This is a genomic window from Nostoc sp., assembly GCF_036918015.1.
In the GTDB taxonomy this organism is placed as follows: domain Bacteria; phylum Cyanobacteriota; class Cyanobacteriia; order Cyanobacteriales; family Nostocaceae; genus Nostoc.
This window is the reverse complement of record NZ_JBALEO010000003.1, coordinates 1-26,611: the sequence shown is the minus strand read 5'-3', so window position 1 is coordinate 26,611 and position 26,611 is coordinate 1. Positions and strand designations below refer to the sequence as shown.

Annotated in this window: 20 protein-coding genes and 3 pseudogenes; 12 read left to right on the top strand and 11 right to left on the bottom strand. The window is 40.9% G+C overall.

The features are described from left to right. Window positions 1-393 precede the first annotated feature (393 nt). Both V7K61_RS00695 and V7K61_RS00690 read left to right on the top strand, forming a co-directional pair. The gene (locus V7K61_RS00695) at window positions 394-810 is read left to right on the top strand and encodes a XisH family protein (protein WP_335050034.1); all 417 of its coding nucleotides are present in this window, start codon (window positions 394-396) and stop codon (window positions 808-810) included. Then, window positions 798-1,139: a XisI protein gene (locus tag V7K61_RS00690; protein WP_335050032.1), complete on the top strand. Its 342-nt coding sequence runs from the start codon at window positions 798-800 to the stop codon at window positions 1,137-1,139. The genes V7K61_RS00695 and V7K61_RS00690 overlap by 13 nt, the downstream gene beginning before the upstream one ends. 73 nt (window positions 1,140-1,212) lie before the next feature. On the opposite strand, the gene V7K61_RS00685 is transcribed toward V7K61_RS00690, so the two are convergent. The 4 genes from V7K61_RS00685 to V7K61_RS00670 all read right to left on the bottom strand — a co-directional run bounded on the left by V7K61_RS00685 (window position 1,213) and on the right by V7K61_RS00670 (window position 8,366). Continuing rightward, complete coding sequence (locus tag V7K61_RS00685) at window positions 1,213-2,709, bottom strand: aldehyde dehydrogenase family protein (protein ID WP_335050030.1); 1,497 nt, start codon at window positions 2,707-2,709, stop codon at window positions 1,213-1,215. A gap of 238 nt (window positions 2,710-2,947) precedes the next feature. Continuing rightward, window positions 2,948-3,844, bottom strand: a complete 897-nt coding sequence (locus tag V7K61_RS00680) for a pentapeptide repeat-containing protein (protein ID WP_335050028.1) — start codon at window positions 3,842-3,844, stop codon at window positions 2,948-2,950. Window positions 3,845-4,247: 403 nt separating this feature from the next. Further along, window positions 4,248-4,970 carry a cyclase family protein gene (locus V7K61_RS00675; RefSeq protein WP_335050026.1) on the bottom strand — a complete coding sequence of 241 codons (723 nt, stop codon included), beginning with the start codon at window positions 4,968-4,970 and terminating at the stop codon, window positions 4,248-4,250. Between the two features lie 489 nt (window positions 4,971-5,459). After that, window positions 5,460-8,366, bottom strand: a complete 2,907-nt coding sequence (locus tag V7K61_RS00670) for a PAS domain-containing protein (protein ID WP_442936279.1) — start codon at window positions 8,364-8,366, stop codon at window positions 5,460-5,462. A 347-nt stretch (window positions 8,367-8,713) separates the two neighbouring features. On the opposite strand from V7K61_RS00670, the pseudogene V7K61_RS34030 reads away from it, so the two are divergent. After that, window positions 8,714-8,903 (top strand): annotated as a pseudogene (locus V7K61_RS34030) (IS4 family transposase); the annotation flags it as partial. Here the strand turns inward: V7K61_RS34030 and V7K61_RS34025 are convergent. After that, window positions 8,870-9,046, bottom strand: a complete 177-nt coding sequence (locus V7K61_RS34025) for a hypothetical protein (RefSeq protein ID WP_442936280.1) — start codon at window positions 9,044-9,046, stop codon at window positions 8,870-8,872. The pseudogene V7K61_RS34030 and the gene V7K61_RS34025 overlap by 34 nt on opposite strands. Before the next feature lie 18 nt (window positions 9,047-9,064). Here V7K61_RS34025 and V7K61_RS00660 point away from each other — a divergent pair. From V7K61_RS00660 to V7K61_RS00635, 6 genes and pseudogenes are all read left to right on the top strand, one after another. After that, window positions 9,065-9,213, top strand: a pseudogene (locus V7K61_RS00660) (IS4 family transposase); the annotation flags it as partial. A gap of 352 nt (window positions 9,214-9,565) precedes the next feature. After that, on the top strand, window positions 9,566-10,498 hold the full coding sequence (locus tag V7K61_RS00655; RefSeq protein ID WP_335050024.1) for an exosortase-dependent surface protein XDP2: 933 nt from the start codon (window positions 9,566-9,568) through the stop codon (window positions 10,496-10,498). 698 nt (window positions 10,499-11,196) lie between these two features. After that, a complete protein-coding gene (locus V7K61_RS00650) occupies window positions 11,197-13,743 on the top strand; it encodes a proteasome protein (RefSeq protein ID WP_335050022.1) in 2,547 nt (848 codons plus the stop codon). A 31-nt stretch (window positions 13,744-13,774) separates the two neighbouring features. Further along, the gene (locus V7K61_RS00645) at window positions 13,775-14,632 is read left to right on the top strand and encodes an Rpn family recombination-promoting nuclease/putative transposase (protein ID WP_335050020.1); all 858 of its coding nucleotides are present in this window, start codon (window positions 13,775-13,777) and stop codon (window positions 14,630-14,632) included. 235 nt (window positions 14,633-14,867) lie between these two features. After that, window positions 14,868-17,843, top strand: a complete 2,976-nt coding sequence (locus tag V7K61_RS00640; protein WP_335050018.1) for a molecular chaperone — start codon at window positions 14,868-14,870, stop codon at window positions 17,841-17,843. A gap of 168 nt (window positions 17,844-18,011) precedes the next feature. Then, window positions 18,012-19,103: a hypothetical protein gene (locus tag V7K61_RS00635; protein ID WP_335050016.1), complete on the top strand. Its 1,092-nt coding sequence runs from the start codon at window positions 18,012-18,014 to the stop codon at window positions 19,101-19,103. 95 nt (window positions 19,104-19,198) lie between these two features. Here V7K61_RS00635 and V7K61_RS00630 read toward each other — a convergent pair whose 3' ends face one another. Then, on the bottom strand, window positions 19,199-19,378 hold the full coding sequence (locus V7K61_RS00630; protein ID WP_334987544.1) for a high light inducible protein: 180 nt from the start codon (window positions 19,376-19,378) through the stop codon (window positions 19,199-19,201). Between the two features lie 234 nt (window positions 19,379-19,612). Between V7K61_RS00630 and V7K61_RS00625 the strand changes: the two genes are divergently transcribed. Both V7K61_RS00625 and V7K61_RS00620 read left to right on the top strand, forming a co-directional pair. After that, window positions 19,613-20,524 (top strand): restriction endonuclease, encoded by a 912-nt coding sequence (locus V7K61_RS00625; protein WP_335050013.1) that lies wholly within the window; start codon window positions 19,613-19,615, stop codon window positions 20,522-20,524. 38 nt (window positions 20,525-20,562) lie between these two features. Then, window positions 20,563-21,408, top strand: coding sequence for a DNA adenine methylase (locus tag V7K61_RS00620; RefSeq protein ID WP_335050011.1), 846 nt, complete (start codon window positions 20,563-20,565; stop codon window positions 21,406-21,408). Here V7K61_RS00620 and V7K61_RS00615 read toward each other — a convergent pair. The 4 genes and pseudogenes from V7K61_RS00615 to V7K61_RS00600 form a co-directional block, all read right to left on the bottom strand. Further along, complete coding sequence (locus V7K61_RS00615) at window positions 21,369-22,394, bottom strand: NAD-dependent epimerase/dehydratase family protein (protein ID WP_335050009.1); 1,026 nt, start codon at window positions 22,392-22,394, stop codon at window positions 21,369-21,371. The genes V7K61_RS00620 and V7K61_RS00615 overlap by 40 nt on opposite strands. Window positions 22,395-22,443: 49 nt before the next feature. Beyond that, a pseudogene (gene clpP, locus V7K61_RS00610) lies at window positions 22,444-23,022 on the bottom strand (ATP-dependent Clp endopeptidase proteolytic subunit ClpP). 306 nt (window positions 23,023-23,328) lie between these two features. Beyond that, complete coding sequence (locus V7K61_RS00605; RefSeq protein ID WP_335050007.1) at window positions 23,329-23,907, bottom strand: SRPBCC family protein; 579 nt, start codon at window positions 23,905-23,907, stop codon at window positions 23,329-23,331. Further along, complete coding sequence (locus tag V7K61_RS00600; protein WP_229492935.1) at window positions 23,907-24,227, bottom strand: ArsR/SmtB family transcription factor; 321 nt, start codon at window positions 24,225-24,227, stop codon at window positions 23,907-23,909. The genes V7K61_RS00605 and V7K61_RS00600 overlap by 1 nt, the downstream gene beginning before the upstream one ends. A gap of 173 nt (window positions 24,228-24,400) precedes the next feature. Here V7K61_RS00600 and trpD point away from each other — a divergent pair, with 173 nt between their 5' ends. Next, window positions 24,401-25,492 (top strand): anthranilate phosphoribosyltransferase, encoded by a 1,092-nt coding sequence (gene trpD, locus V7K61_RS00595; RefSeq protein WP_335050005.1) that lies wholly within the window; start codon window positions 24,401-24,403, stop codon window positions 25,490-25,492. Here trpD and V7K61_RS00590 read toward each other — a convergent pair. Continuing rightward, window positions 25,422-26,462, bottom strand: a complete 1,041-nt coding sequence (locus tag V7K61_RS00590) for a retropepsin-like aspartic protease family protein (RefSeq protein ID WP_335050003.1) — start codon at window positions 26,460-26,462, stop codon at window positions 25,422-25,424. The two genes, trpD and V7K61_RS00590, sit on opposite strands and share 71 nt — an antisense overlap. Window positions 26,463-26,611: the final 149 nt, after the last annotated feature.

Below are 26,611 nucleotides of genomic sequence, written 5' to 3'. Positions count from 1 at the left end.
CGTTACTGGGGTGCTTGTGATTACAGGCATCCCTTTATTTTTTGCCCACCCTCTCACTTACTGATCGCTCACCTTTAGTCTAAAGTCCAGTAATTAAGCGATCGCACTAAACAAAGACGAACCCTGTATCTAGTCTGAAAAAATGGTGTTCAAGAGCGATCGCACTTTTCGGAGATTGCTTCGCTGGCAATGAGTTTTTATAATTAAGCGATCGCACCAAACAAAGACAAACCCTGCATCTAGTCTGAAAAAATGGTGTTCAAGAGCGATCGCTTAACTCTGAAATTCATAGCTAAGTGACTTCCAAAGAATGAATTATCGCAAACATAACCGCCCTTAGTACAATTATATTAACTACCCCAATAGCTACTTTGTCTATATATCAGGGAGAAAATGCCAGCAAAAGATGTATACCATGATGCGGTTAAAAATGCCTTAATTAAAGATGGTTGGATAATTACAGCCGATCCTTATCCGATTAAATATGAAGAAGTTAAACTGTTTGCTGACCTTGCTGGTGAAAAAACCATTGCCGCGAGTAGAGAAGGAAAACAAATTGTTATTGAAATTAAAAGTTTTCTGAGTCGCTCTCCTATGCGTGATTTTGAAACTGCATTAGGTCAGTATCTCATTTATAAAGCTTTTCTTTCTCTTGAAAATCCTGAAAGAGAATTATATTTGGCAATAGGAGAAATAATCTATGAAGATTTTTTTCAAAAAGTTGCAATTCAATTAGTTGTGGCAAAATATCAAGTCTCACTATTGGTTGTTGATATGAATAAACAGGAGATTGTGAAATGGATAAGTTAACTCAATATCAAAATAATATCAAGCAAATATTAACAGACTATCAAAGAATATCTTCACAAGTTACTGTTGTTGATGTGGATGAAGTGTTAATGTTTGATGATGAAAGAAGTCAATATTTGTGGTTCAATATTGGTTGGAAACAAGGGAAAAGAGTTAAAGGAATTTCTGTCTATATTCGCATCAAAAATGAAAAAATTTACATTGAAGAAGATTTGACTGAAGAAGGAATTGCAACTGAGTTAATGCGTTTAGGTATTCCTGCTAGTGATATTGTCTTAGCATTTCAGCCTCCAGAAGTGAGGAAATACACTGAGTTTGCAACGGTTTAAAGCAGCAAAGCGGATTCAAATTTAAGGAGGGTTAGGGATAATCAAGCCTTAACCCAAGTGTATTTACAAATAACTAACTGCGGTTATCTATCTGAGCGCGTTGCAAACTTCCAGAGAAGTCAACATAGACACTTTTCCATTCTGTGAAAACATCCAAAGCAGTAGTTCCAGCTTCTCGGTGTCCGTTACCGGTTTGTTTCACACCACCAAAGGGCAAGTGTACCTCTGCGCCAATAGTCGGGCCGTTAATATAGGTGATACCTGCTTCGATGTCGCGCATGGCAGTAAAAGCCCGGTTGATATCGCGGGTGTAAACTGAAGAAGAAAGACCATAATTGCTATCGTTGAGAATTGCGATCGCTTCCTCAAAGGAGCTAACCTCAATTAATGCCACCACTGGCCCAAATATCTCTTCACGGGCGACGCGCATATCAGGAGTTACATTATCCAAAATAGTCGGTTGAAAGAAGTAACCGTTTTTCAATGAGCCTTCACTAGCAATTTCCCCACCAATTAAAACCTTTGCTCCTTCTTCACGAGCAATATCCAAATACTTCCTCACCTGTTGGAGTTGCTTTTCATTGACAATCGGGCCAATATCTGTTTCAGAGTCAGTGCCAGCACCCAAGCGTAACTTACTAGTACGCTCATAAAGCATAGCGGTAAATTTTTCCTTGATATCACGATGCAAAATCAAGCGACTGGTAGCCGTACACCGTTGCCCAGTTGTCCCAAATGCTCCCCACACTGCACCATCGAGAGCAAGTTCTAAATCGGCATCTTCCATCACCACTTGAGCGTTTTTACCACCCATTTCCAAACAGACACGCTTGTGAGTGCGTCCACAAGTAGCGCCGACAAAAGCACCCGTTTCTGAAGAACCGGTAAAAGATACTAAATCTACATGGGGATGCTCAACTAAAGCTTTCCCCGCCTCCTCTCCCACACCATGCACCAAGTTAATTACTCCTGGTGGTAAACCTGCTTGTTGAAAAATCTCAATCAATTTAGTTGCACAGGCGGAAGTATCTTCGGCAGGTTTGAGAATGACTGTATTGCCACAAACCAAGGCTGGCATAGCTTTCCAGCAAGGAATTGCCACCGGAAAATTCCAGGGAGTAATTAAGGCACAGACTCCTATAGGCATCCGCACAGTCATGGCGAATTTATTGGACATTTCCGAGGGTGTCGTTTGCCCAAATAATCGCCGCCCTTCGCCAGCACTGTAAAAGGCACAGTCAATACCTTCTTGGACATCTCCCCTAGCTTCCGTCAAGGGTTTACCCATTTCCCGACTGATTAATTGGGCAAGTTCTTCTTTCTGCTGAAGTAATATTTCCCCAACGCGAAAGATGTATTCTGCCCTCACTGGGGCGGGGACTGTCCGCCAACTGCGGTAGGCTTTACGGGCGGCGGCTACCGCTGTATCAACATCTTTAACTTGGGAACGGGGAAATGTGGCCACGACTTCGGTTTTGTCAGCAGGGTTGCGACTTTCTAGGGTTGCTTCCTCTCCGGCACTCAACCATTGGCCATCTATATAATTACGGCAAGATAGCGGAGTTGTCATTTTGAAAATCTCCAGTTTGCTTGCTTTCTACGTTATCGTCAAGTCAGAATTCATGAGCCAGGTTTTTATCTTACACAAAAGCAAGGCAGCGTGGCTTTGCTACATTGCATTCGTTCAGCTGCATTTTTAACTTATAACTGTTAATACCAATTCTGTATAAAGATGCGCCAAATTATATAAGGAACGAACCGCAAAGGGCGCAAAGGACACAAAGGAAGAAAGAAAATTTGGCGCAGCCTCACAAAGAAATGGTATAACATCCATTATTTCGATTACTTCCGTCTGGCATGATAGTTCTACAAAAGATTGCACCATCAAAACAACACCTGTGGTCATCATCTTTCATATATGCTCCTTCAAAACTTGCATCACTTAAATTAACGGCAATGAAGGAATTGTCAGCTAAACCTGCCTCCTTGAAAACAGCGCCACTCAGGTCGGCAAAATCAAAAAAAGATGTTTGAATTCTTGAGCTTTCAAAATTGCAGTTTCTCAAGTCAGCATAATGTAATTCAGAGTCTGTAAGCCACGACGAACAGAGAACACTACCGCTCAATCTAATTCCTGTCAAATCTAAAGCGTGCTCTAACGTGAAAGTTCTTTCTCCTGAATCATAGCGTTTTTGTAATGACTCAACAGCCTCGCTAGGGTGATAGTTATAACTCTCAATATCTCCATTGGGCAATATGGTTTCATGAAAAATTACGTCAGTGTAATTCCAATCCCAATTAGCATTTTTGAAAATTGTTTGGCGACAGAACGAACCTGCTAAGTTACATTCCTGTATTGTCGCTGACGTTAAATTTGCTCTAACTAGACTAGAGTCACAAAGAAACGTTTTGGTTAAATCAGTATTGGTTAAATTACTTTCGTTAAAGTTAGTTGCCTCTATTTGTGAGTTACTTAAATTAGCATTGGTTAAATTGGCAGAACCTAAGTAGCAAAACCTCAGATTAGCATCGCTTATGTTTGCACTGCTTAAATTGGTTCCCATCAAACAAGTGGATTCAAGCCAAGCTTGATTGAGATTGATGTCACTCAAATCAAGATGATTTAGCTGAAGACCTTTCAAAACGACTTTAGAAAAATCTCGTTCTCCTGATTCATAACGTCTGAGAAACTCTTCAGCATTCATTACATACACACCTCAAAATGCGATAAAAATCCTGCTTCTTACAGAACTATTCGTACTAATTTAGCTGAAAATATATTCTAAGCAATCTCTTAAAGCCATTACCGCGCAAGGAGTTACCCAGTATCGGCGGCTGAAAGCCTTATCTTCAACAAGAATCTCATTCTAAGTTAGCATCTATAGGACTCCGATTTGATTTCTGAAAATATACTGAGACTGAAAAGCCCGTTTTATCTAGGGTTTTATCTGAAATATTGTTCAGAAATCAGATATGAGTCCTATACGATGCAATTCTTTTAGCCTGGGCAGCATTTTCTGAAGGAGTTACACCGTTGCATTGCCCTGTATATCATTATTATTAAGTATCAATTCTGAATTCCGACTCCTGAGTTCTGAATTCTTTGTCTTAAGGCACTAACGCCAATACTCCAACAGGAGAACCAGAACCACCACGTAATCTTAGAGGTGCGATCGCTAGAGTAGTACCTTTAGGTGGCAATTGATCCAAATTTGTCAGATTCTCTAACACAATGCGCGGTTTTTCTAAAACTAGGCGGTTAATCGTAAAGCTGTTATCCTGTCCGGGGTCTACACCATGAGTATCAATTCCTACCCCAATTATTTGCCGTTTATCAAGTAAAAATTGAGTGGCATCACTGCCAAATCCGGGAAAGTGGGGAATCCCTTGAGCATCATGATTGAGGAATGCACTTTTATCCAACCACTTTTTTTGCCAACCAGTATTCAGTAAAACTACGCAGCCAGAATAAATTTCACCGTGTTCTTCTTCCCAAGCCAAAACATCAGCAATAGTCAGGGCATAATCAGAATTATCCGCTGTGGCTTGGCAAATATTTATGACCACCGCTGGTACAACCAAAGACTGGGCTGGGTATTGGTCAATTCCCAAAGCAGAACTATGAAAACTATTAGGGGCGTTGATATGGGTAGCACTATGTTCCCCCAAAGAGAAACGCCGCAGGTAATAGCCATCATTATTTAGTTCAGCCACAGTTTCAAATTCTACTGTGGGATCTCCAGACCATTGGGGAATATCTACGTCAATTACATGACTTAGGTGGATAACGCGTGTGTAGGTGATACTATTTTGACTTTGGGGTTGTATCATCCCAGCCTTCTATCTGATTTGTACTCAGGGATTTTTTTATAAGGTGCGTAGGTGCAGTTCGTTGTGTACATCGCCTGGGTTGAGCTATGCCTACGCAAAGATAGTACTACCATTGCAACGTTTTGAAAACCTAATTCCCTATACTAAAAGAGATAATCCCCCCAATTCCTGTAAATTTTAGGTTATTGAGGGGGTTCAAATGTTGCAGCAAAAAGTGAGTTGATCTTAGTTAACAACTGTTAGGTTAATTTTTGATTAAGCTTAGATTAAAATTAGATATCGCCGTAGTCATACAGATTAGGACAGTATTGATTGCTCAAAGTTTTGAAACAACTGAGTTTTGACTCAGCACGGGCTAAACGCCCCGCTACCGCTAACAGCACTCAGCTATATCTCCAGAAATTAAATATGCGTTATCCAGAACCCCTGTAGAGATGTAGCAGTGCTACGGTTCTACATTTTTTCACTCATATCTCTATTGTGTGATATCTACGTTGAGGGTTCTTGCTTTAGTGGAATCATCACAACAAACTCGGCACCTTCTCCTGGTGCTGAAATACACTGGATTTTTCCACCGTGTTTTTGGACTATAATTTGGTAGCTAATTGATAATCCCATACCCGTGCCCTTACCCACAGGTTTTGTAGTGAAGAAGGGGTCAAATATGCGTTTGCGTACTTCCTCACTCATGCCTGGGCCATTGTCAGCAATTCTAATGATTACATGGTCTTCTTGAATGAGGCTGCGAATGCGAATCTGTGGAAAAGTCATTTGTCCTTGGGAGGCAGTGCGTTGGACGGGTTTCCCGGTTTGTACCCCTTCGGGGAAGCAAGCTACGCGCAGCGTCTCCGACAGGAGAAGCAACTGCCGTTCATTTGTTCTTTGTTCAGTGTTATTTACTAATGACAAATGACTAATGACAAATGACTCTTCTAAAACATCGATCGCATTTGTCAACAGATTCATAAATACCTGATTCATCTGTCCAGCGTGACACACTACTGGTGGTAGGTTGCCATAGTCTCGGATTACTTGGATTTCGGGATGTCCTGGTTTGGCTTTGAGGCGATTTTGCAACAACAGCAAGGTGCTATCCATACCTTGGTGAATATCTACTGCTTTTGTACCGTCTTCATCAAGACGAGAAAAATTGCGTAAAGATAGGACAATCTGCCGAATGCGTTCGGCTCCCATTTTCATAGACTCCAAGATTTTGGGTAAATCTTGCCGGAGAAAGTCTAAATCAATGTTATTTATTTGTCGATCGATCTCTGGTGTTGGTGGGCAGTAACTCTGTTGATAAAGTTCTACTAAGTGCAGCAAATCCTTAGTATATTCACTGGCGTGGCTAATATTGCCGTAGATGAAATTGACGGGATTATTGATTTCGTGGGCAATACCTGCAACCAATTGTCCTAAACTGGACATTTTTTCAGTTTGAATCAGTTGCGCTTGAGTTTGTTGAAGTTCTAGCAGTGCTGCTTCTAGTTGCTGGGCTTTGTCTTGGGCAGTTTGGGCAGTGATGTGACTTTGGGTGTAAAGTTTAGCTTGGTCAATGGCGATCGCTAGTTGAACTGTAACTGCTTGTAGTAATTCTACTTCGTTGTTCAGCCAAGGGCGAAAGCCACTACAATAACCACAGCTAAATGCACCAATTTCGCCAGATTGGGTATGTACGGGTAGCGACATAAAGGCAGTGAAACCAAAATCCTGCAAAAACTGCTGTGCTATGGAATCGCCCATAGTCTCAGTATCATTAATACGGATGATTTCTCCGTTCAAAGTTTTGGCTGCGATTAGTTCGATTTCTCCATTCGTTGCTTCTTGGTCGTTAAGCAGACAGGGTAAAAAGGAATTTTTCACCTCATAGACTTTTTCCCAGTATGGTACATCAGCATCTTGCCGATACCAAAAGAAGACGCAGCGATCGATCTGAAATAAGTTATGAATCTCCTGTACTGCGGTTTCCACAATGTGATTCAGATCCAAAGAAGCTCGAATCTGATTAGAAAGACGATTGAGGAGTGCTTCTCGTTGGGCGCTTTCTCTGAGTGCAATTTCTGCTTGTTTGCGGTCAGTGGTGTCATGGCAAATACCAACGAAGTACAAAATATTGCCATTAGCGTCTTTAATAGCAGATGAGTTGCTTGTATGCCATCGCCAACTACCATTTTTGTGTTGGAGTCGATATTCAATTGCTTTTTGTTTTTCGCCTGTTGTCAAAATTCTTTGAAAATAATCGACACAGATATGCACATCGTCAGGATGTATAAAGGGAATAAAGGATTTGCCTTCAACCTCTGCAACCTCATGCCCAAAAATCTCAGTCCAGTTAGGAGAAACGTAAGAAAATATCCCTTCAAGTGTCAGCGCAAAAATAACGTTGTTGGCATTTTCTACAATGCTGCGGAACTTGGCATCACTTTCTATTAAGGCTGCTTGGATGTTGTTGCTGGTGTCGCGGATCAGAACTATAATTTGTCGGTCTGGTAATGGTAATAATCTAGCTTCAAAATTATTATTTTCTTCCGCTAACGGTAAGGTATATTCAAAACTGACTTCATATTGAGTTTCAAGTACTTGATTTATTGCTTGATGGAAGCGATCGCCTACAGCAGTCGGTAAGCATTCTCGCCAACTCTTGCCCTGACAATCTTCTGGTAGGATATACAGACTATCCATCAACCCTTGCTTGTAATCCAGAATACTTCCATCAGCATTAAGACGAAAGTATGAATCAGGAAGTACTTGCAAAATCGCGGCAAATTCTGATGTTTTTTGGCGTAACTGTGCTTCAACTGCTTGGCGTTTGCTAATTTCAGTTTGCAGTTGCTCTAATGCTTTTGCTAATTCTGTCGCCCGTTCTCTATCTGTAATTTTACGTAGGCGACGAGAAGAATTTGTAGATAGCGAGTAGCTTTCTGTTAGGGAAGGTTGACCGATCCCTATCGGCACTCCTGTTAGATCGATACAATAACCGATGTAACCAACAAAGCTACCATCTGCCGCAAATCGTGGCGCGGCTGTATCTAAAATCCAGCGATATTCGCCATTAGCACCACGCAGACGATATTGCCTCTGGAAGGAATCATACGTCGCAAATGCTCTCAGGTATATATCTTCGCATCGCTGTCTATCTTCTGGATGGACGCTACCTGTCCAAATATTGCCTATTTCCTCTTCTAGCGCAGATGCAGACGCGGCTTTTGTGAGATGTGTGCCAGTAAATTTCAGCCAATTAGAATTGAAGTAACAATAAAGTGCATTGCATCCAGACATCCAAATCATCAGGGGAGCAATATCCGCCTGCTGGCAGAATACTTTTTCATCCTGTTGTATTTCTTCCTCTTCAACTATGATTTGTTTAACGTAGCTCTGCACCTTTTTAGAAAACACTTTTGCCTGCCTGCTCTGCCTAAATTATTAAGGTAATATGCTGAAAATACAACTTCTTAATACATGGATATAATCTTGTTTATGCCAACCTTATAACAATCTTAATACTTTATTTATTTTTATATGCCCAGGAAATCCTGTTTTACTGTAAATAAATTGAAAAAATGCTGAAGTTATCATTAAGATTAACTTCCGCATTTTTGGTGAAATTTAAACTATCTATATATCAAGGAGCTTGTTTGACTTTGTTTATTTTTAAAATCACTGATAAATTCATCTTAGCTATGTAATTGCATTGTTGAAAAACCTGATTTAGCTTCACTAAAACTATATGATTCTCTGTGAGGCGTTTACGCTTCCAAATCGAGTTTGATTTTCGAGATGCCAAGCAGTTCTGGGGATTGTAAAACTTGATGAACCTCAGTCAAACGGCGGTGACTAATGCTGCTAAAACACGCATTTTTTATGGTCAGTTTATCCCATCATCAACTCTTAGATTTTCGTCAACACAATCCCGACTCCGGCATTATCGATCTTAAGCCCGGATTTCTCACGCATAGTGTAGGCTTCAGGGGAAGAGGAGTGTGGGGAGTGTGGGGAGTGTGGGGGGTAAGACTTCTTCCCCATCCTCCCACACCTCCCACACCTCCCACACCTCCCACACTCCTTGGATTTCTCACAAGTGAGAAATCCAGGTTAAGGCTTCCTATGGTGGTTTTCGATATGTCCGTGAAATTTTAAAAATGCTTCCTGAAATGCCTGAGCCTATTTTATTAAACCAGATTTTGCCAAGGTTACTTCTTTAGGACGTATTCATCCTATTTCTACGGGCGTTGAACCCTCGTAAATTGGCTAAGGTATTGTATCTAATAACAGCATTTTGGCTGAAAGGATCGCCCACACAAAAGTTATAAAAACTTTTTTTACCAATTGACACAGACAAAAAGCTATGGGATAGTTCTACTAAACTACGGTAAATCGACCAAGATTTAGTAGTAAAGAATCATAAATCTGATGAAAGACTTTCAAAAACTGAAGGGTTAATTGTCCGAAGTGTAAAAAAGTCTGATAATTCGCTCTTTGCAGAAGCAGGGGTGAGGTTGCACACATTTGAGACTGTGCGACTAATTTGTTCTGTCTAGTAACCTATCTGATTCACTCAGGTAAGTTTTTTGGTGTCTACCAAGGTGAAAATACAAATGACAAATATCTTTGCAAAGACAATAGCGATGCCTTCGGCGGGCTACGCCTACGCAACAAGTGCTGCTTCTATATCAGTGGCTTCCCTAATACTAACATTACCTGCTCAGGCAGCATCATTCACCCAATTTTCGTTTCAAACTAATGTCACAGCTACTCCGACTAACGACCCTACATCTAGTCTACTCAATGATCCCACAAGGGATATCCGGTTGGATTCAGTAGAATTTAGTGGAAGAACGATTAATAGCTTTGAAGTTGTCACCGCAGCAGAGATTCTCCGAAATGATACATACACTCTCCCAGATGGAAATGTATACGGTGTACTGAATTCAGGAAGAGGCCCTAATACTCCTGATGACGCCCTGCTTCCAGAAGGCCCCTCAAAACCAAACCCAACTGCTCAAGACATTGTTGACAGTTTGGGAAACTTAAATCTAAATAGCATTCTGGTGACGCGAGAAAATGCAGATACAGCCAGCATTGAAGTCTCCTTCGCCAATCCCGTGAATACTTTCCTCTTTTGGGAGCGTGGTGGAACAGCAGGTGGTTCAGTTGCAGGCGATAGCGATTTATTGGTGGAAGCTTTGGGTGAAAATAATGAAGTTATAGCGACTTACAAAATTTTGAAGCAAAACTACACCAAAGCCGACTATAACATCAGTAGTCAGGTCTTTCCAATTCTTAACAATGGGCCTTTCAATATTGGCTCCATAGGCATTAGTTTAGATGGAATCACTACTCAAAGACTGCGATTAACTAGCTCTAACAATAATGGGCTTATTCCTGGTATTCCTAATGACAATGGGCCAGATTTCAAAGTTATAGCAGCAACGGTTAAAGTTGTTCCCGAATCCTCTACTATTATGGGCGCACTGTTAGTAGGTGGTTTAGGGATCATCTTCAAGCGTAAGAGAACAGTTATAGGCTGATATAACAAGCAGTTTTTAAACTGTTAGCCAAAATAACATAACTCCAAAGACCTCTATCACTTAGTACAACTAAGGAGAGGTCTTCTTATTTGGTAGAAATCTATACCTGTTAGTCTCCCATTCATCTCCCAATACAGTTCGGTTAAGGTAAGAGACGCGATAATAAGGTAAGAGACGCGATAAATCGCCGTCTCTACAAAGGACTGATTATTGTAAAGACGGCGATTTATTGCGGCTACACGAAACTTTACCCACCTCCGTTGGTTTAAAAATTTTTACTTAGGCGGATTTGGCTTGTGTAGTAGTGAATTATATTCTAATGCCCTTGGGTTAGCACCAAAAACCTTGTATCTTAAGGACTTACGCAAAAATTGTCTAAAACTCTTATTCCTTAAATCATGTGTATAAAAGGGTTTAATACCCACATCTTTCCTAAGCAGTCTTCAATAATTTAGTGGTATAAAACCCAACTTTACTTATTCGTAAACCTTGATTTTGAAGAATATAATTTTTTTATTTTTCCTAACAAAACCCAATGTTTCAAAATTGTCTTAACTATGCAAAATGCTTCATCCCAAAATCGCAAGTTAAATGAGAGAAATGCTAAATGTGATATCAACACGTTGCAACAATGGCTGGTAATCGCATTTTATATGTTATAAAGCTCACAGCAATTAATGTTAGGCGGAAACTACTTTATGGAAGCAGATAAACTGGGCCGTTTTAAGGAGTACGGCGAATTCATCCTCCGAAAGATAGATTCTGTGCCCCAGTACCCTTCTAAACAAGAAGATTGGGTTCCAGCTAGTCTTGATGACTGTCTTCTTCGTTTGCGATCGGCTGCCCAGAAAACTGTAGACCTGGCAACTTCGCCTGTCAAAATTGGTGTAATGGGGGAATTTAGTAGTGGAAAAACCTTACTTTTAGGCAGTCTAATTGGATATGCAGATGCTTTGCCAGTCAGTGAAAACCCCACTACAGGTAATGTTACCGCCATACATATTATCCCGCAAGACGATTTTGCAACGACGCAATTAAGTAATTTTACGGTAGAATATCTTTCCCATGAGGGAGTACACGAGTGTCTACGCTTCATGTTAGGGGAAGCCAATAAACGAACAACAGCAGCAGGGCTTCCTCCAATACCAGTATCGAAACTCAACTCTGGCACAGATATTATTGGCTGGTGTGAAGAAGCATGGAATAGCAGTAACAATTTAGAACTGCGTTATTTACTCCGGGAGTTAGTATTATTCCTGCGGGCTTATCAAGCTTATGGGGAAGTTATGTGTGGTGGGCACTACCAAATTGATGCGATGACTGCCCGCGAGGGGCTACAGCTAGTCGAGCAGCCAATGGCAATCCAAACTCTGAAATTTGAGGATTTACCGCCAGCGCATATTAGATTACCGAGTCCACCCCAGAGGCTACCAACAAAGTTATTACAAAATAGTTTCCCACTAATTCGCCGCGTCGATATCGATGTCAAAATCTCACGGGAAATTTGGGATTTTGCAGACGCAGCTAAATTTATTCTCATCGACTTTCCGGGATTGGGGGCTGCTAATTCGGGGGCTAGGGATACCTTTTTGTCACTGCGGGAATTGGCAGAAGTACAGACAATTTTGGTATTGCTAAATGGTAAATCTCCCGGAAGCGATCGCGCCAATAAAATCTTCACCATGATGCAGCAGCAGCGACCGGGACAAGACCTGAAAGATTTAATTCTCGTCGGTGTGGGTCGCTTCGATCAACTACCTCTAGACAGCGAGGGTGGCGAAAGAGAACTTGACCATCTCATTGAAGATAGCCATTTAGAAGAGGAAACGGTTCTTCAAAAACTCAAAGTTCTGCAAACTACCATTGACGGTGCAGCAGCATTTACAACCCAAAAAGACCGCATCGTTTTACTGTCGCCACTGTTGGGATTGGCTGAATTGGCAAAACGTTCTAGTAAAGTCAAAGCTGGTTCACCAGAGTTTTTAGCTAACTTAGACTATCCTGATTACCTAGACAGGTCTAAACGGCTACAACAGAAATGGGAGCTATTAAGTGAACGGCTGATAGAATCTAATACCCGTAGCTATTTAGGCAGACAGCTAGGTTACTTTAGTCAAGATGGCGGACTTAGTAAGCTGCGGGAATTGATTCAAACTCATGTAGCTACTCATGGTCTGAAGCAACTGCATGAAGATACTAAAAGAGCTGCTGATGTGGTGAGTCAGCAACAAGATCACTTGAAAGACATCATAGATGAAATTCACGAGCAAGGTATCCCCACAGGCGATAGTCCCGCTTTTATCGAGTTGCGCTTTGTGGTCGAAAGCTTAGATAAAATTTACAGAAATTTTCAAAAAGATATCGGCAAAGAACCACTTAAAGACCGGCGAGGTGTTGTTGTCAGCGATGTAGTTAAAGACGAACTCACTTTTAGAATCCTTAATTGGAACCAGTGGACTTTACTCTTCAACAAAGCCAATAATGGAGCGATCGCTCTGGCAGAATCTAAAGGTGCAGCTGGGAAATTATTCGATCGGGGAAACCGCGTAAATACTTCCCTTCCGACTAAGAGCGATGATTTTTATCCAGTATTTGAGAAAACCGTTAAAGAAGTAGAAGATTTTGCCCGCGATCGCATCCAGCAAGCCGTGGTAGATTTGTTAAACCAATTGTCAAATCATATTGCCCCAGAACGCGAACAATTGCAGGCATTTTTCCACCCAGAAATGGAACAAGAAATCGAAGAAAAATTTGGTTTTGAAGATGCCGATCTCTTTTACAAATTATTACTAGGATGCGATCCTAACGAATGGAAAGAGGCAATCATCTCGGAAATTACTAGCAAAGACAAAACCGTTGCCCCCGAAATCATCTTTCCCTTAGCACGTCAAGACGATAAACACAACGTTGGTCAAATCTTTGATTGGGCACCAGAGAAAAGCCAAGGCTTACCCAGATCGAGCAATCATCAACTTTTAGTACTGCGACTGCGAGATGAAATTACAGCTAGCGCCAGCCTGCATCTTGTGCAGTATGTCAGCGAAGTTAATCAGCAAATTAATTCCGAACTAGAAGGTATTTTGGATCAAATTATTCCTAGTCTGCAAAACCTTTCCAAAAAAGAAACTTTGCTAAGATATTTGGCAGCTGGGGAATTACCATCTGAGATAGAAATTCCTACTTGGTTGCAGATTATTTCCGAAATGGCGGCTGTTTCTCCCTCAGACGATTTGGATTTGAGATGACGCGATCGCGTCGAGAGATGAGGATATATTTGTGAGACGTGATGCAATTTTTTATACAATTTTTAAGCGTGTTCCAGGATTATTTTTCGAGTTAGTAGAACAACCACCGCCTGAAGCTGCTAGCTATCGCTTTGAATCAGTTGAGGTTAGAGAACCAACATTTCGGATTGATGGGGTATTTTTACCTCCACCGGATGCAACATCTCAAACGATCTTTTTTGCTGAGGTACAATTCCAAAAGGATGAGTTACTGTACCATCGCTTTTTCTCCGAATCCATGCTGTATATGTATCGTAACCCGTCGCTTTACGATGACTGGTACGGGGTAATTATTTTACAATCTCGCAGCTTGGAACCGGAAAAGACTACTATTCACAGATCGCTACTGAACAGTTCCCAAGTACAGCGAATTTATTTAGATGAGTTAGGTAGCCCTGATGAGCAAAAAGTAGGTATCAGTTTGATGCAGTTGACTATCGCCTCAGAGACTCAAATGGTTCAGGAAGCGAAACGTTTAATTGAGCGGGTGCAACAAGAGCAGATAACTGTTTTGGCTAAGAAGGAGATAATAGATGTAATCACAACAATTGCAGTTTATAAATTCGCAAACTTAAGTCGTGAAGAGGTAGAAGCAATGTTAGGAGTTAAGTTAGAAGAAACTAGGGTTTATCAAGAAGCTAAACAAGAGGGGATAGAACTAGGACTAGAACTAGGGCGAGAACAAGGACTAGAACTAGGACTACAACGAGGACGAGAACAAGCAAAACTTGAAGTTGTACCTCAGTTCTTAGCCCTTGGTATGTCGATGGAAGAGGTTGCCCAATCACTTAATTTAACCATCGAACAAGTAAGACTTGCAACTGAGCAACAGTCTTCAACATCAACTTAGTAACTACCGTAATTTTCATAACGATGCCTAGTTTGGGCTACGCCTACGTCCTTTCATATAAAAGCGTAGGCGTAGATATCGCGCTAAATAAAAAAGCTAGTGCTAAACAGAATCAGTGGTACAGGAGCAAAAATTAAAAGTTTTTACCATAAGGATTCTCTGAATTTGTAATTTTATAATGCAATATTACAGTTTTTAGCCAGCTATAAAATAAACAACAGAAAGTGATACTATAATGAACCCTTTCCAATTGAATAACTATAGCGATCGCGAACCAAGCGAGAAACAACAAAAAAGATTTCCGGGATGGTTTGCTTTAGATTTTGGTACGTCGAATTCGACAGTCACACTTTTCGATCCAATTGAAGTACCGATCGCAGAAATTTTACCTAAAGAACAAGAAATTCGGTTGCGCGATCGCTTATCGCAATGGCTCAGTTCTCCCGCCTCAGTCGCTTTACCGGATGTCAGCGCTGATGATTGGGCAAAGTTTATCACAGAAATTAGCAAAAATCTGGAGATAGAACCCAGCCGATTGAGTGAAATTTTTGAAAGTGATAATAAAGAGCGATTTTTAGAAGCAATTCGCCAAATTGAACTTTCTTTAGGAAACAGCGAGAGATTCCGCCGGGCTGTCAGCAAAAAACTTTACCAAATCTATCATGAGGTTTTCCGCGTCCCTACCCTAGAGTCGCAAAATCTGATCCCAGTTGTGCTGGATATCGATCGCCGCGATACGGAAATTCCCAGCGAGTCGGAAATTTCACACTTAGGGGACTTAAAACTACGGATGGGTAGGGAAGCTAGAGATAACCGAAAAAAAGCGATCGCTCAAGGTACAAGCGGTTCTTTAAAGGAAATTATCAGCAGGTTTCACCATTCACCCAAACGCTATTTTGGTCAGGAGCGATCGTTTTCAGTTATTTTGGATGGCGAAGAAGAAACAATTACCGCCAATCAGCTAATACAATCTGCTTGGGCGCATTTAATCGAGTTAACTGAAGACTACCGCCAACACGCACGGCGCAGATTTTCTGAAGGAGATTTTTTAACAGCAGTTGTCACCTACCCAACTGTCGCACCACCAGTTGTTCGTAAAGAAGTTAGGGAATTAGTTGAGCAGTTGGGAATCGATGATGTGCAAACTGCTTATGATGAAGCCGTTTCCGTGGCAATATTCTTTTTATGGCGAGAATTTGGCGGTAATCTCAACATTGGCATCGAATCATTCAAAACTCGTTGTCGCCAAGTAGGAAACAAATGGTCACAAAATGTCCTTGTCTTGGATATTGGCGGCGGAACCACAGACTTAGCTTTAATCGAACTGACTTTAGAAGATAAAACCCCAGCCTTTGCTGATTATGAAGACCGAGGTTTAGGAGGACGTTACTATAAACTTACCCCCAAACTATTAGGTTCATCTGGTCATTTACAGCTAGGCGGTGAGTTAATTACACTGCGAATTTTCAGATTATTAAAAGTTGCGATCGCAGACTTTTTATTGACAGCAGTAACAACAGGTGGTATTGAAAACGAAAAGCTAGAAGATTTAATTAACTCCGAGTTAAATGAGCGCTTTTTAGAACAAGGAAAATTCAAAACTGGCAGTCTTTTAAAATGTCTGGATAGAGAAAATCCAGAAGGCGATATTGCTTACAAAGATGCCCTAGATACTGCCGAGAAAGTATTGCCTACTCGTTGGCAGCAAGCACCTCAACGTCTGCAATCTTTTTATATTCTCTGGGATCATGCAGAAGCAGCTAAACTTAAACTTGGACAAAAGCCACCAGCAGAGAATTCTCTATTAACCTTCACACTTTCTGAGCAGCAAATTTCTGAATTGCTTACTCAAAGCGCCGTTAAATTGCAAGTCAAAGATCCAAATAACATCTGCGTAACCTTAGATAACCAGCAATTTGAACGAGCTGCCGCATCTGGAATTAAAGAAGCGATCGGAATTGCCAAAGGATTAATGGAAAGTCGTTTGCGTCCCGACGATCTCACCAAAGATTCTTGGAATTCCCAAAAAGTTGATTGGTTAATTTTGTCTGGTAAAACTTGTAATTTAGACATAGTGCAACGCCAAATATACCAAGAATTTAGTAAATCTCCATATTTTGTCTGGAATCCAGAACGGATTACCTTTGTGTTGGAATTTACTAAGCTAGCCACCTCCGCCGGGGCTTGCTATGCTGAGAAATTGCGAAGATTGAGATTCGATCCAGAAGAGTCTAAAAGCTTGCTGCGTAAGGGAGCCAACCAGCTAGAAATTGATGTTAAAAACCTGTTTTATTATTTGCCCTGCAACTTCAAACGCAAAACCCAAAGCAACGATTTACTAACTATATTCAAAGCTGGACAAGAACTCTATCAACTCGCACCTTGGGAAACTGTTGCTAAAGTTCGTACTCATTGGCAAGGCATACAATTAACTAACATTATCTACCGTCAAGATTACGAAGAAGGAGATTTACGGCTTTGGGGAAGCTTTGACGGCAAAAACCTCATGAATCAACTGGAAATGCCAGAAGCAGAGTTTCTAAAAAAAATCAAAGTCCAGTTTGAGATTGACCAAACCCTCGAATTTAATGTATTGCTTTGTCAAGGCAATCCCCATTATTTAATTGATATTTCTGGTATTGATTTAGAATCGGTAGTTTCAGAAACATCAGCGCTATTTGCTGATGGTAAATTGAATTGGAATATTGCTGTAGAAGGCTTCAATAAAAACTTGAATGATGGTGATATTGCCGTCAATGTTATTGAGTCAGCAACCGTCGATCAACCAGATGCCTATCATCTCGTATTTGAAGTCGGAAATGATGGTAGTAAAACGTTTCACAAATTTCATTATTTGCGCGATGGTGTGACGCAACCGGGAATTGGGTTAATTAGTAATCCCTTACCTCCATTCCCACAAACTGGGCAACACACCTTCTATGTTTATCAAACAGATGCCGAAACTAACAGCAAAAAATGGATAAGAATTGGCGCACTCAGTAAACCAGATGTAACCACAGATTACCCTTGCCAATATCGTGTAACTCTCGACGATCGAGGTATTCTAAGGATGCACGCTGGTGAAGTACCTTACTGGACATCACAAAATCAAGAATGTTTGAAAGAAGAAGGATGTGTTTATCGTGCTGAATTAGAATTGCAACCTAATGAAGTTGATAAAGAACGTGATCCCTTTTGCGGCATACATTAAACCTCTGTGTTCCTCTGCGCTAACCTTCTCTACGAGACGCTTTGCGAATGCGTTCCTCTGCGTTGAAAAAATTAAGATTTTTCAACGCAAAGGGACGCGGAGTAAACGCTAAGGGGCGCAGAGGTTTGCAAGTTTAATTCGCTACAAAAATATTTGGAGGTGATATTCATGCAGCACTTGCGTCAATTATTAGAGATAGAAAACTCAGAGTTAGCCCGATTACTGCGGTTTAGTTTGTATGGACTAGAGGCTACTTTGAATAAGGCTCGCGCAGAATTACCACTAGATCCTGGATCTAAAATATGTGATGATGTGCTGCAAGAACTTCGTAACCTCTTACAACCTGAACCGCCACAGCAAAATACTGGTTGGGAAGATCCGCCAGATGAGTTAAAACTAAATCACCTTCGAGAAGCTTTTAATTCTGACTCAGAACTTAGTTATTATCTGGGTAATTCCCAACTGCAAAGCCAAACAGATTCAGATTTGTGGAATGAGATTCAGCGCAAACTGCTACGACTTCCAGAGGATTTAGCTGCATCTTGGCAACAGCGTACCTTGGATCTCGCTCAAGAAATTGGTGCGATCGCAGATAATTCTAACCTTTATCAGCTTCCCTTTATCCGCGACGAAATTATCTACCCCGGACTTAGTGGTACTGTTCAAACTCAGGGATTGAGCTTGTATCAACAAGCACTTTCAAATTCTCAAATTATCCAAGGGAATGCATCCGATTTACCAGCGGCATTCCTATTTTTATATATGAATTTTATTGAAATAGACCCAGATTTACATCATGCTTTAAAGAGCGTTTTTAGCTTCGATGTCATTTCCTTACACTCTAAACCAGAACAGCGACATCAATATATTGATGCTTTAAGCGATCGCTTCCAACGCACCCAAAAAGCAGAGAAAAACACCGATCCCTTATCAATTCTCCGTGCTTGGATTGACATGGACGAGGCTATACATTCCCTAGTCTTCGTACCACCGGCTGAACGCTATTCTTGGTGGGGAAAGCTACAACATGAATCACGGCGTATTCTGAAGAAAGTCGCTGACGAGGCAATTAATGCAGGTAATGAAGTGCGAATTCGCCAATTATCGGGACTTTATGCAGATATCTGTGCTTTATCCAAGGATGACTTACAACTAGACTGTGGTGGTATTCCTGGCGAAGTCTTAACTTGCCTTCGGGTATACACGCGAATTAATCAAGAAGAATCTCCAGGGCGTGTAATATTTCGCTCATCACGCTAGCAATTTTTCTAATTCTTGAGATTATGAGGCAAGGCAGACAATTTTACTAATCCCCGCCTTGCCTCATAATCTAATGAAGGTAAAAACGTTTAAATCTAAAGGATGCCCCAGAAGTGTAAAATCCCTTGACCAGAAAATACTTCAAGTGCAACGGCGGATAAAAAACCAATCATTGCAAAACGACCGTTCCAGTTTTCGCTCTGAGGAGTGAAGCCCCAGCGCAAAGCATTAGGATCTTCTGAAACCAAAGGCGTAGTCTTCTTAACTTCTGCCATAAATAATACTCCGAGCTTTTATGTTGTAACAGTTATAACTGCCTGTAAAGTAATGTAACAGATTTTTACGAAATTGCAACATAAGCTCGATATAAAATTTAGCCATATATACTACGGGTACGTAATATTGTAGTAGTAGGATTGCGATCGCTTAACTTGTTTTTCACCAATTTTTTATAAATGATGTTAAAAATGCCTATAGTCTCATATTTGTAAACTTTTAGATAGATAAAAATGGCAATACCTGATTATCAAAAGATAATGCTTCCGTTGCTTAAATATGCACTTGATGGTCAAGAACACTCCATGAGAGAAGCCATTGGAACTTTAGCCGACCAGTTTAATTTAAGTGAAGACGAACGAAAAGAATTATTACCTAGTGGTCAACAACCATTATTTGATAATCGGGTAGGATGGGCAAGAACATACTTAAAAAAAGCAGGGTTATTAGCAACCCCAAAAAGAGGTTATTTTGAAATTACAGAACAAGGTATAAATGTAGCTAGACAATCTCTACAAGAGATAGATGTTCAATTCCTTGGTCAGTTTTCTGAATTTATTAACTTCAAGAGTTCCAAAAAACAAGCTGATAAGCCTAGTTTAGAGTTTGATGAAATATCAGAAAAAACTCCCCAAGAGTCTATAGAATTAGGATATCAAAAAATTCGCAAGGAATTGGAAATAGATTTAATTAATCGGATTAAAACTATCTCATCAGATTTTTTTGAAATACTCGTGATTGATTTACTTATTAAAATGGGTTATGGAGGTTCAAGGCGTGATGCAGGTAAAGCAATTGGTAAAAGTCGTGATGGTGGAATTGATGGTATAATCAAAGAGGATAAATTAGGATTAGATGTTGTTTATATCCAAGCTAAAAGATGGGATGCTAATGTTATAGGCAGACCAGAAATTCAGAAGTTTGTTGGTGCCTTATATGGTCAAAGAGCAAAAAAAGGAGTGTTTATTACCACTTCTAATTTTACTCAAGATGCAAAAAATTATGTGGCAGACATAGATATAAAGGTTGTATTAATAGATGGGCAAGAATTAGCACAATTGATGATTGATAATAATGTAGGTGTATCAACAGTATCGGTTTATGAAATCAAAAAGATAGATTCAGACTATTTCACAGATGGTTAAATAGTTTTTTTGTAAATATTTAAATATGTTTACGAATTATGCTCAAAAGTCCTCTACGATATCCTGGTGGTAAGTCGAAAGCAATAAATCAAATATCTGAATATTTACCAGAAAACTTTTCGGAATTTCGAGAACCTTTTGTAGGTGGTGGTTCTGTATTCATTTATTTAAAACAAAAGTTTCCTGACATCAAAATTTGGATTAACGATTTAAACCGCGAACTTTTTTTATTCTGGAAAATTGCTCAATCTGATCTAGCTCAGTTGGTTAAAGAAATTCGACATATTAAAGTCAAATATACAGATGGCAAATTACTCTTTACAGAATTGACAAGTGTAGATGTCAATAATTTATCTGATATAGAAAGAGCAGTTCGTTTTTTCGTCCTTAACAGAATTACTTTTTCTGGAACTGTAGAATCAGGTGGTTTTTCCCAAGAAGCTTTTCATAAAAGATTTACCAATTCTTCAATAGAACGACTTGAAAAGCTAGAAAATATCTTATCAAAAAACGTCCAAATTACAAATTTAGATTATAGCCATCTATTAAAATCAGAAGGAGAAAATTTATTTTTATTTTTAGATCCACCATATTTTAGTGCTACAAAATCAAAACTATATGGTAAAGATGGTGACTTGCACACCTCTTTTGAACATCAGAGATTTGCTGAACTTTTGCAACAATGTCATCATCGCTGGTTAATTACCTACGACAACTCACAGCAAATTCGAGAAAATTTTCAATGGGCTAATATTTCCGAGTGGGAATTACAGTACGGCATGAATAACTACAAACAAAGTGGTGCAGCTAAAGGAAAAGAGCTATTTATTACTAACTATAAAGTTCAACGGAATTTAGACAAAATCGCATCTTCTATTGCATAGTCCAGCAACCACGGTACTGCAAACTGCTGCGGTTCTTGAGGTGAATGAGTCCGCTGCCAATCAATGCTTCGCCGTAATGCTTCATCTAACGGCACAATTTCTTTGTATCCCAACTCTTGACGGATACGAGTTGAGTCTACAAACCAATCTTGCTCTGTATTACCAGGCAATTTCCACTCTGTCGATAACTGGCTTTTGGGTACGATAACAACTTTACCCTGCCATCCCGCTATTTTCCCGATTTTGGTGATGCGTTGAGCTTCGGTAAGTGTTTCTACATCAGCGACATGATAAATGCGACCAGTTGCGCGTTCGTTTGTTGCTGCTAGTGCGATCGCACACGCTACATTTTCTACATAGCCGTAAGAGCCACGCCATCGAGCGATATTGTCTTCCAAAACAATTGCAGGACGGTTATCATCCATCCGCTGAAGATAGGAATACAAGCGATGCAGGACATCTCTGGAACCATATACCATTGGCAGGCGTATAATCGTTGCGGGTAAGTTGGATGTCATCACTACCCGTTCTACCAGAATCTTTTCATAATCACTTGGCACAGTGATCGGTCTAGAGGGCATTTCCCGGTATGGATAGAGTTGTTGGCGTAAGGGCGAATCTTCCGTAAGTGGTACAGGCACAACATCAGATTCCTTACCCCAAAGCACGTCGTATGCACGATAGACATCTATACTGCTAATCGCAACAACACGCTGGGCAATATCCTCAAATGTGTTCGTTAGAGTTAGTGCATCTTGTTCGTTATAGGCAATCATATCTACCACAACTTGAGGTGAAAGCTGCCTAAACTTGCTTTTCATATCCAAAAGATGGGAGCGATCGCCTAAAATTTCATGCACATTTGGTGGTAAATTAGCTGTCGTTTTTCCCCGATGAAATATGCTCACTTCATGACCCATTGTAATCAGTTGACGGACTACAGAAGGGCCAATAAAATTTGTGCCACCAATGATGAGTATTTTCATTTTTCGTTTCCAGCCATTACTGTTTATCGATATTAGAGTAGTTTGCAGATTAAATAGATGCAGATGTTTTCAAGATGATACTGTCAACTAAACCATAAGCTTTTGCTTCTTCAGCACTCATGAAAAAATCCCGTTCATAGTCCAGTTGAATCTGCTCTGGTGATTTACCTGTATTAGCAGCGAGTATTTTGTTCATTAATTGGCGGAAATACAAAATTTATTTGGCTGCAATTTCAATATCAGAAGCTCTTCCCTGAGCGCCTCCTAATGGTTGATGAATCATAATTCGAGCATTTGGTAGAGCATATCTTTTACCCTTAGTTCCAGCAGCAAGCAAGAATGATCCCATTGAAGCAGCTATGCCGATGCATACAGTACATACTTCTGAACGAATTTGATTTATAGCATCGTAAATAGCCATTCCTGCTGTCACTGAACCTCCATGACTGTTAATATACAATGTGATATCTTTCTCTGGATCTTCAGCATCAAGAAATAGCATTTGGGCAACGATGAGGTTTGCTGTTTCATCTGTAACTTCGCCTCGCAAAAAGATAATTCTTTCTGTAAGTAAGCGTGAATAAATGTCTAATGCTCGTTCCCCTCTTTCTGATTGTTGAATAATCATAGGGATGCTGAGTAGAGTTTGAGAATTCATATTTTCTATCTCTAATTAATTTGGCTTGGCTAATACTAATCTGACCAAAAAAGCATAGGGACAAAGACGAAACAATAAATTTCCCCTGCAAGAGTACAAGTCCTTGAATTGATTTAGGTCAAAAAAGTAGATATTGGCGTGCAATATGTATGTGAATTCACGCTTGAATTTGTGGTAATAATTCAGTTGCGATCGCAAAATCAAGCGTGCTATTGTTTTTTGATTTTCTTACTGATGATTAAGCTTGGATATCAAAATATTCGGAATTTTGGATTCTCAATCTTGACAGTTTGTGCAATTTATAAGTAAGGTTTGTGGTAGTTTTTCATGCAAACTATAGTTCCATCCACCATTGAGAAAATAACTAAGAACGATACTATCTAATACCTCATATCTATCAACTGGTATTGACGAGAATACAGTGCTGCGATTATTTAGTATTACTGTCTGCATCCCTGCCTTGGACTCATGCATAAATTTGCCTTGCCACGCTTGGGAAAGTTCCATTGGTTCATTGAGCTTGATGGCTTTTTGAATCAAACCTTTATGTTCGAGTAGAAGTTTCGTACCCCCAACTACGGGTTGGATTGTCCAGGTAACAACTGAAGGCTGGCACATCATACTGTCTTGCCAAGTGAATGCCAGTCGTCTTGGCTCATCGAGTTCAATTACCTGACAGTCTATTTCTCCCTCCAACCCCGGCAGTGTCGAATGCACAAATCGGAATTTGTGTCCCAAACGCGGCTCAAAGTCGTTTTCCATTAACCATACTGCCAATGCCTGACGGTTAGTGAGTACCTGCCAAACCCGTTGGGGAGGATAGGGATAAAACACTTCCATATTCAATCGGAGCATCAATTTTCCTCCAAATAATTGCCAAGGGCATCGAGTTTTTCTTGCCAAAACTGCTCGTAATGAGCAATCCATTCAGATATCTGTTTCAATGGCTCCGGGTTTAGCCGATAGAAACGCTGTCGCCCTGCTTTTCGCATTTGTACTAAGCCTGCTTCGCAAAGAATCTGTAAGTGCTGAGAAATCGCTGGCAAGCTCATGGCAAATGGCTGGGCTAGTTCTTTGACTGGTTGCTCACCACTACGTAACAGATCCAGTAGCGCCCTGCGTGTGGGATCTGCGATCGCCACAAAAACATCAGCACTCGCAGCAGGTCTACTCATTCCTATTAACCATATATTTAAGCAAACGCTTAACTATTTGTAGAATATATAAGTAATTGCTTAAATGTCAACTCCTCAGAACAGCAAAATGTTGGGATTTTAGTTTCCCAAGCTTGGCTGCTACGTTCTCATTTTTCGGTAGGATGGCTCCCATACCTACAAAAACCTTAGCTATGGCAACTTCTCCAATCTCTGCTCAAGAATCGTCTGTTAGCTGGTATATTCTGCTGCAACAATTAATAGATGGACAATCATTATCTCGTACTCAATCTGCTGAATTGATGCAAGGTTGGCTCAGTGAAGCGGTTCCCCCAGAGTTATCGGGAGCAATTTTAACAGCGCTGAACTTTAGAGGCATTTCTGCCGACGAGTTGACCGGTATGGCTGAAGTATTACAATCTCAATGTTCCCCACTCATCACTCAGCCCTCACCACTACTCAGCACTCAGCACTCAGCACTCAGCACTGTAATTGATACCTGTGGTACTGGTGGAGATGGGTCATCAACTTTCAATATTTCTACAGCTGTTGCTTTTGTTGCCGCAGCCTACGGTATACCCGTCGCTAAACACGGCAATCGTTCAGCTTCAAGTCTGACAGGAAGCGCAGATGTATTGGAAGCCTTGGGTGTAAACTTAAATGCTTCTAGCGAAAAAGTGCAAGCCGCACTACAAGAAGTGGGGATCACCTTCTTGTTTGCCGCTGGTTGGCATCCAGCACTCAAGGCCGTTGCCTCATTACGACGGACTTTGAAAGTGCGAACAATTTTTAATTTGCTCGGGCCGTTAGTAAACCCCTTGCGTCCAACTGGGCAGGTAGTGGGCTTATATACTCCCAAGCTTTTGGCAACTGTTGCCGAAGCTTTACAGAATTTGGGCAAAGAAAAGGCGATAGTGCTGCACGGGCGAGAAAAACTTGATGAGGCTGGGTTAGGAGATGAAACTGACTTGGCGGTGTTATCAGACGGAGAAGTGCAGTTAACTACCATTAATCCCCTAGATTTAGACTTAACGCCTGCTCCCATAGGTATGCTTCGGGGTGGAGATGTCCAAGAGAATGCGGAGATTCTCAAGGCTGTACTCCAAGGTAAGGGAACTCAGGCGCAACAGGATGCAGTTGCCTTAAATGCGTCGTTGGCGCTGCAAGTAGCGGGTACGATCGCACTCCTAGATCACGCTGAGGGTATTAAAATCGCTAAGGATATCCTACAAAGTGGGGCTGCTTGGACGAAATTGGAGGAGTTAGTGGAGTTTCTGGGGAATTGATTTGCGATCGCAATTGCGGGCGAAATTCTACGACATTACGCTTAATGGTGACATCATAATTACCAAAAAAGTCATGTCCTAAAAGTCCAGTTTCTAGTTCCGCACCTGCGATCGCAACTGGTATTTTATTCACTATTACCCCGCCAACTGCCATCGAATTAACATAGCCCACAGGAAATTCTACCGCTCTGGAACTCGCGGTGTTTGCCTTAGCTTTTCCCACTGTCACGATTCCCAAAGCATTAGCCATATCTTGGGTAATTACAGTGCCACTTGCTCCCGTATCCACAATCATCTCAAATTGTTGCTGGCCATTGAAGGTGACTTCCACAATCGGCGTACCACCAATTCGCCTTTTTATCGGCGCTGTAAATACTGCTTCATCGGGAATCACCACTGCTGATGACGGCAAACCTGGCTCTGGTGATAACGGCTTTGTTTCTATAGGAGGTAGAGTGAACTTTGGTGTGGTTTCTCTCTGAGGAACAACAACGACTATTTTCTGAGGTTCTCTAACTGCAACAGGGCGAGGATTAGCTTGCTGTTGGGCATATTTAACTTGGCGGCGATATTCCTTAATTTTAGTTTGAGCGATCGCAAATTCTGGGCTTTTTCGCCGTACTTTTTGCATCAGCGCGATCGCCTCCTGGTACTGACTCGCCACCAATTTCCAATCATCTGGAGATTGAGCCGATTGGCTGATACTCCAAGCGCCAACAGCTTTGTCTCGTCCGATTTCAAAAAGACTTGGTTCACTTTCAAACGGATCTAGCGGCTGCGCTTCTGGGCTAGCTGCTGGTCTTACTGGTTCAACGGTAGGCTTTCTTGATGCAAGATCCCCAACTGGTGTTTGTTGCTCATTGCCAACAATCGCAGTGTTCTGTTTGTCTTCACTACAGGCAACACACAAAACCGCTAGAGCGCTTGATACAAAAATTAGGGTTGCACGGGATAAAAAAGACTGAAGCATAATTAATTTTAACTGCCCAAGCTTTGCCAAATCCACTCCCGCTACTTCAATTCCCGGCGTTGCATAAATGCGGGATGAATTAACTAAACACAGGTATTTCTCTATACTTCAAGTAATGGAGTAACAAGCGAATTGAGTATTTCAGCATA

Excerpts from the sequence above, each read along its gene's own strand:
- V7K61_RS00695 (WP_335050034.1), top strand. The coding sequence starts at position 394 with ATGCCAGCAAAAGATGTATACCATGATGCGGTTAAAAATGCCTTAATT.
- V7K61_RS00675 (WP_335050026.1), bottom strand. The coding sequence starts at position 4,970 with ATGATACAACCCCAAAGTCAAAATAGTATCACCTACACACGCGTTATC.
- V7K61_RS00685 (WP_335050030.1), bottom strand. The coding sequence starts at position 2,709 with ATGACAACTCCGCTATCTTGCCGTAATTATATAGATGGCCAATGGTTG.
- V7K61_RS00640 (WP_335050018.1), top strand. The coding sequence starts at position 14,868 with ATGAACCCTTTCCAATTGAATAACTATAGCGATCGCGAACCAAGCGAG.
- V7K61_RS00590 (WP_335050003.1), bottom strand. The coding sequence starts at position 26,462 with ATGCTTCAGTCTTTTTTATCCCGTGCAACCCTAATTTTTGTATCAAGC.
- trpD (WP_335050005.1), top strand. The coding sequence starts at position 24,401 with ATGGCAACTTCTCCAATCTCTGCTCAAGAATCGTCTGTTAGCTGGTAT.
- V7K61_RS00650 (WP_335050022.1), top strand. The coding sequence starts at position 11,197 with ATGGAAGCAGATAAACTGGGCCGTTTTAAGGAGTACGGCGAATTCATC.
- V7K61_RS00620 (WP_335050011.1), top strand. The coding sequence starts at position 20,563 with ATGCTCAAAAGTCCTCTACGATATCCTGGTGGTAAGTCGAAAGCAATA.
- V7K61_RS00655 (WP_335050024.1), top strand. The coding sequence starts at position 9,566 with ATGACAAATATCTTTGCAAAGACAATAGCGATGCCTTCGGCGGGCTAC.
- V7K61_RS00615 (WP_335050009.1), bottom strand. The coding sequence starts at position 22,394 with ATGAAAATACTCATCATTGGTGGCACAAATTTTATTGGCCCTTCTGTA.
- V7K61_RS00680 (WP_335050028.1), bottom strand. The coding sequence starts at position 3,844 with ATGAATGCTGAAGAGTTTCTCAGACGTTATGAATCAGGAGAACGAGAT.
- V7K61_RS00605 (WP_335050007.1), bottom strand. The coding sequence starts at position 23,907 with ATGCTCCGATTGAATATGGAAGTGTTTTATCCCTATCCTCCCCAACGG.
- V7K61_RS00635 (WP_335050016.1), top strand. The coding sequence starts at position 18,012 with ATGCAGCACTTGCGTCAATTATTAGAGATAGAAAACTCAGAGTTAGCC.
- V7K61_RS00690 (WP_335050032.1), top strand. The coding sequence starts at position 798 with ATGGATAAGTTAACTCAATATCAAAATAATATCAAGCAAATATTAACA.
- V7K61_RS00600 (WP_229492935.1), bottom strand. The coding sequence starts at position 24,227 with ATGAGTAGACCTGCTGCGAGTGCTGATGTTTTTGTGGCGATCGCAGAT.
- V7K61_RS00630 (WP_334987544.1), bottom strand. The coding sequence starts at position 19,378 with ATGGCAGAAGTTAAGAAGACTACGCCTTTGGTTTCAGAAGATCCTAAT.
- V7K61_RS00625 (WP_335050013.1), top strand. The coding sequence starts at position 19,613 with ATGGCAATACCTGATTATCAAAAGATAATGCTTCCGTTGCTTAAATAT.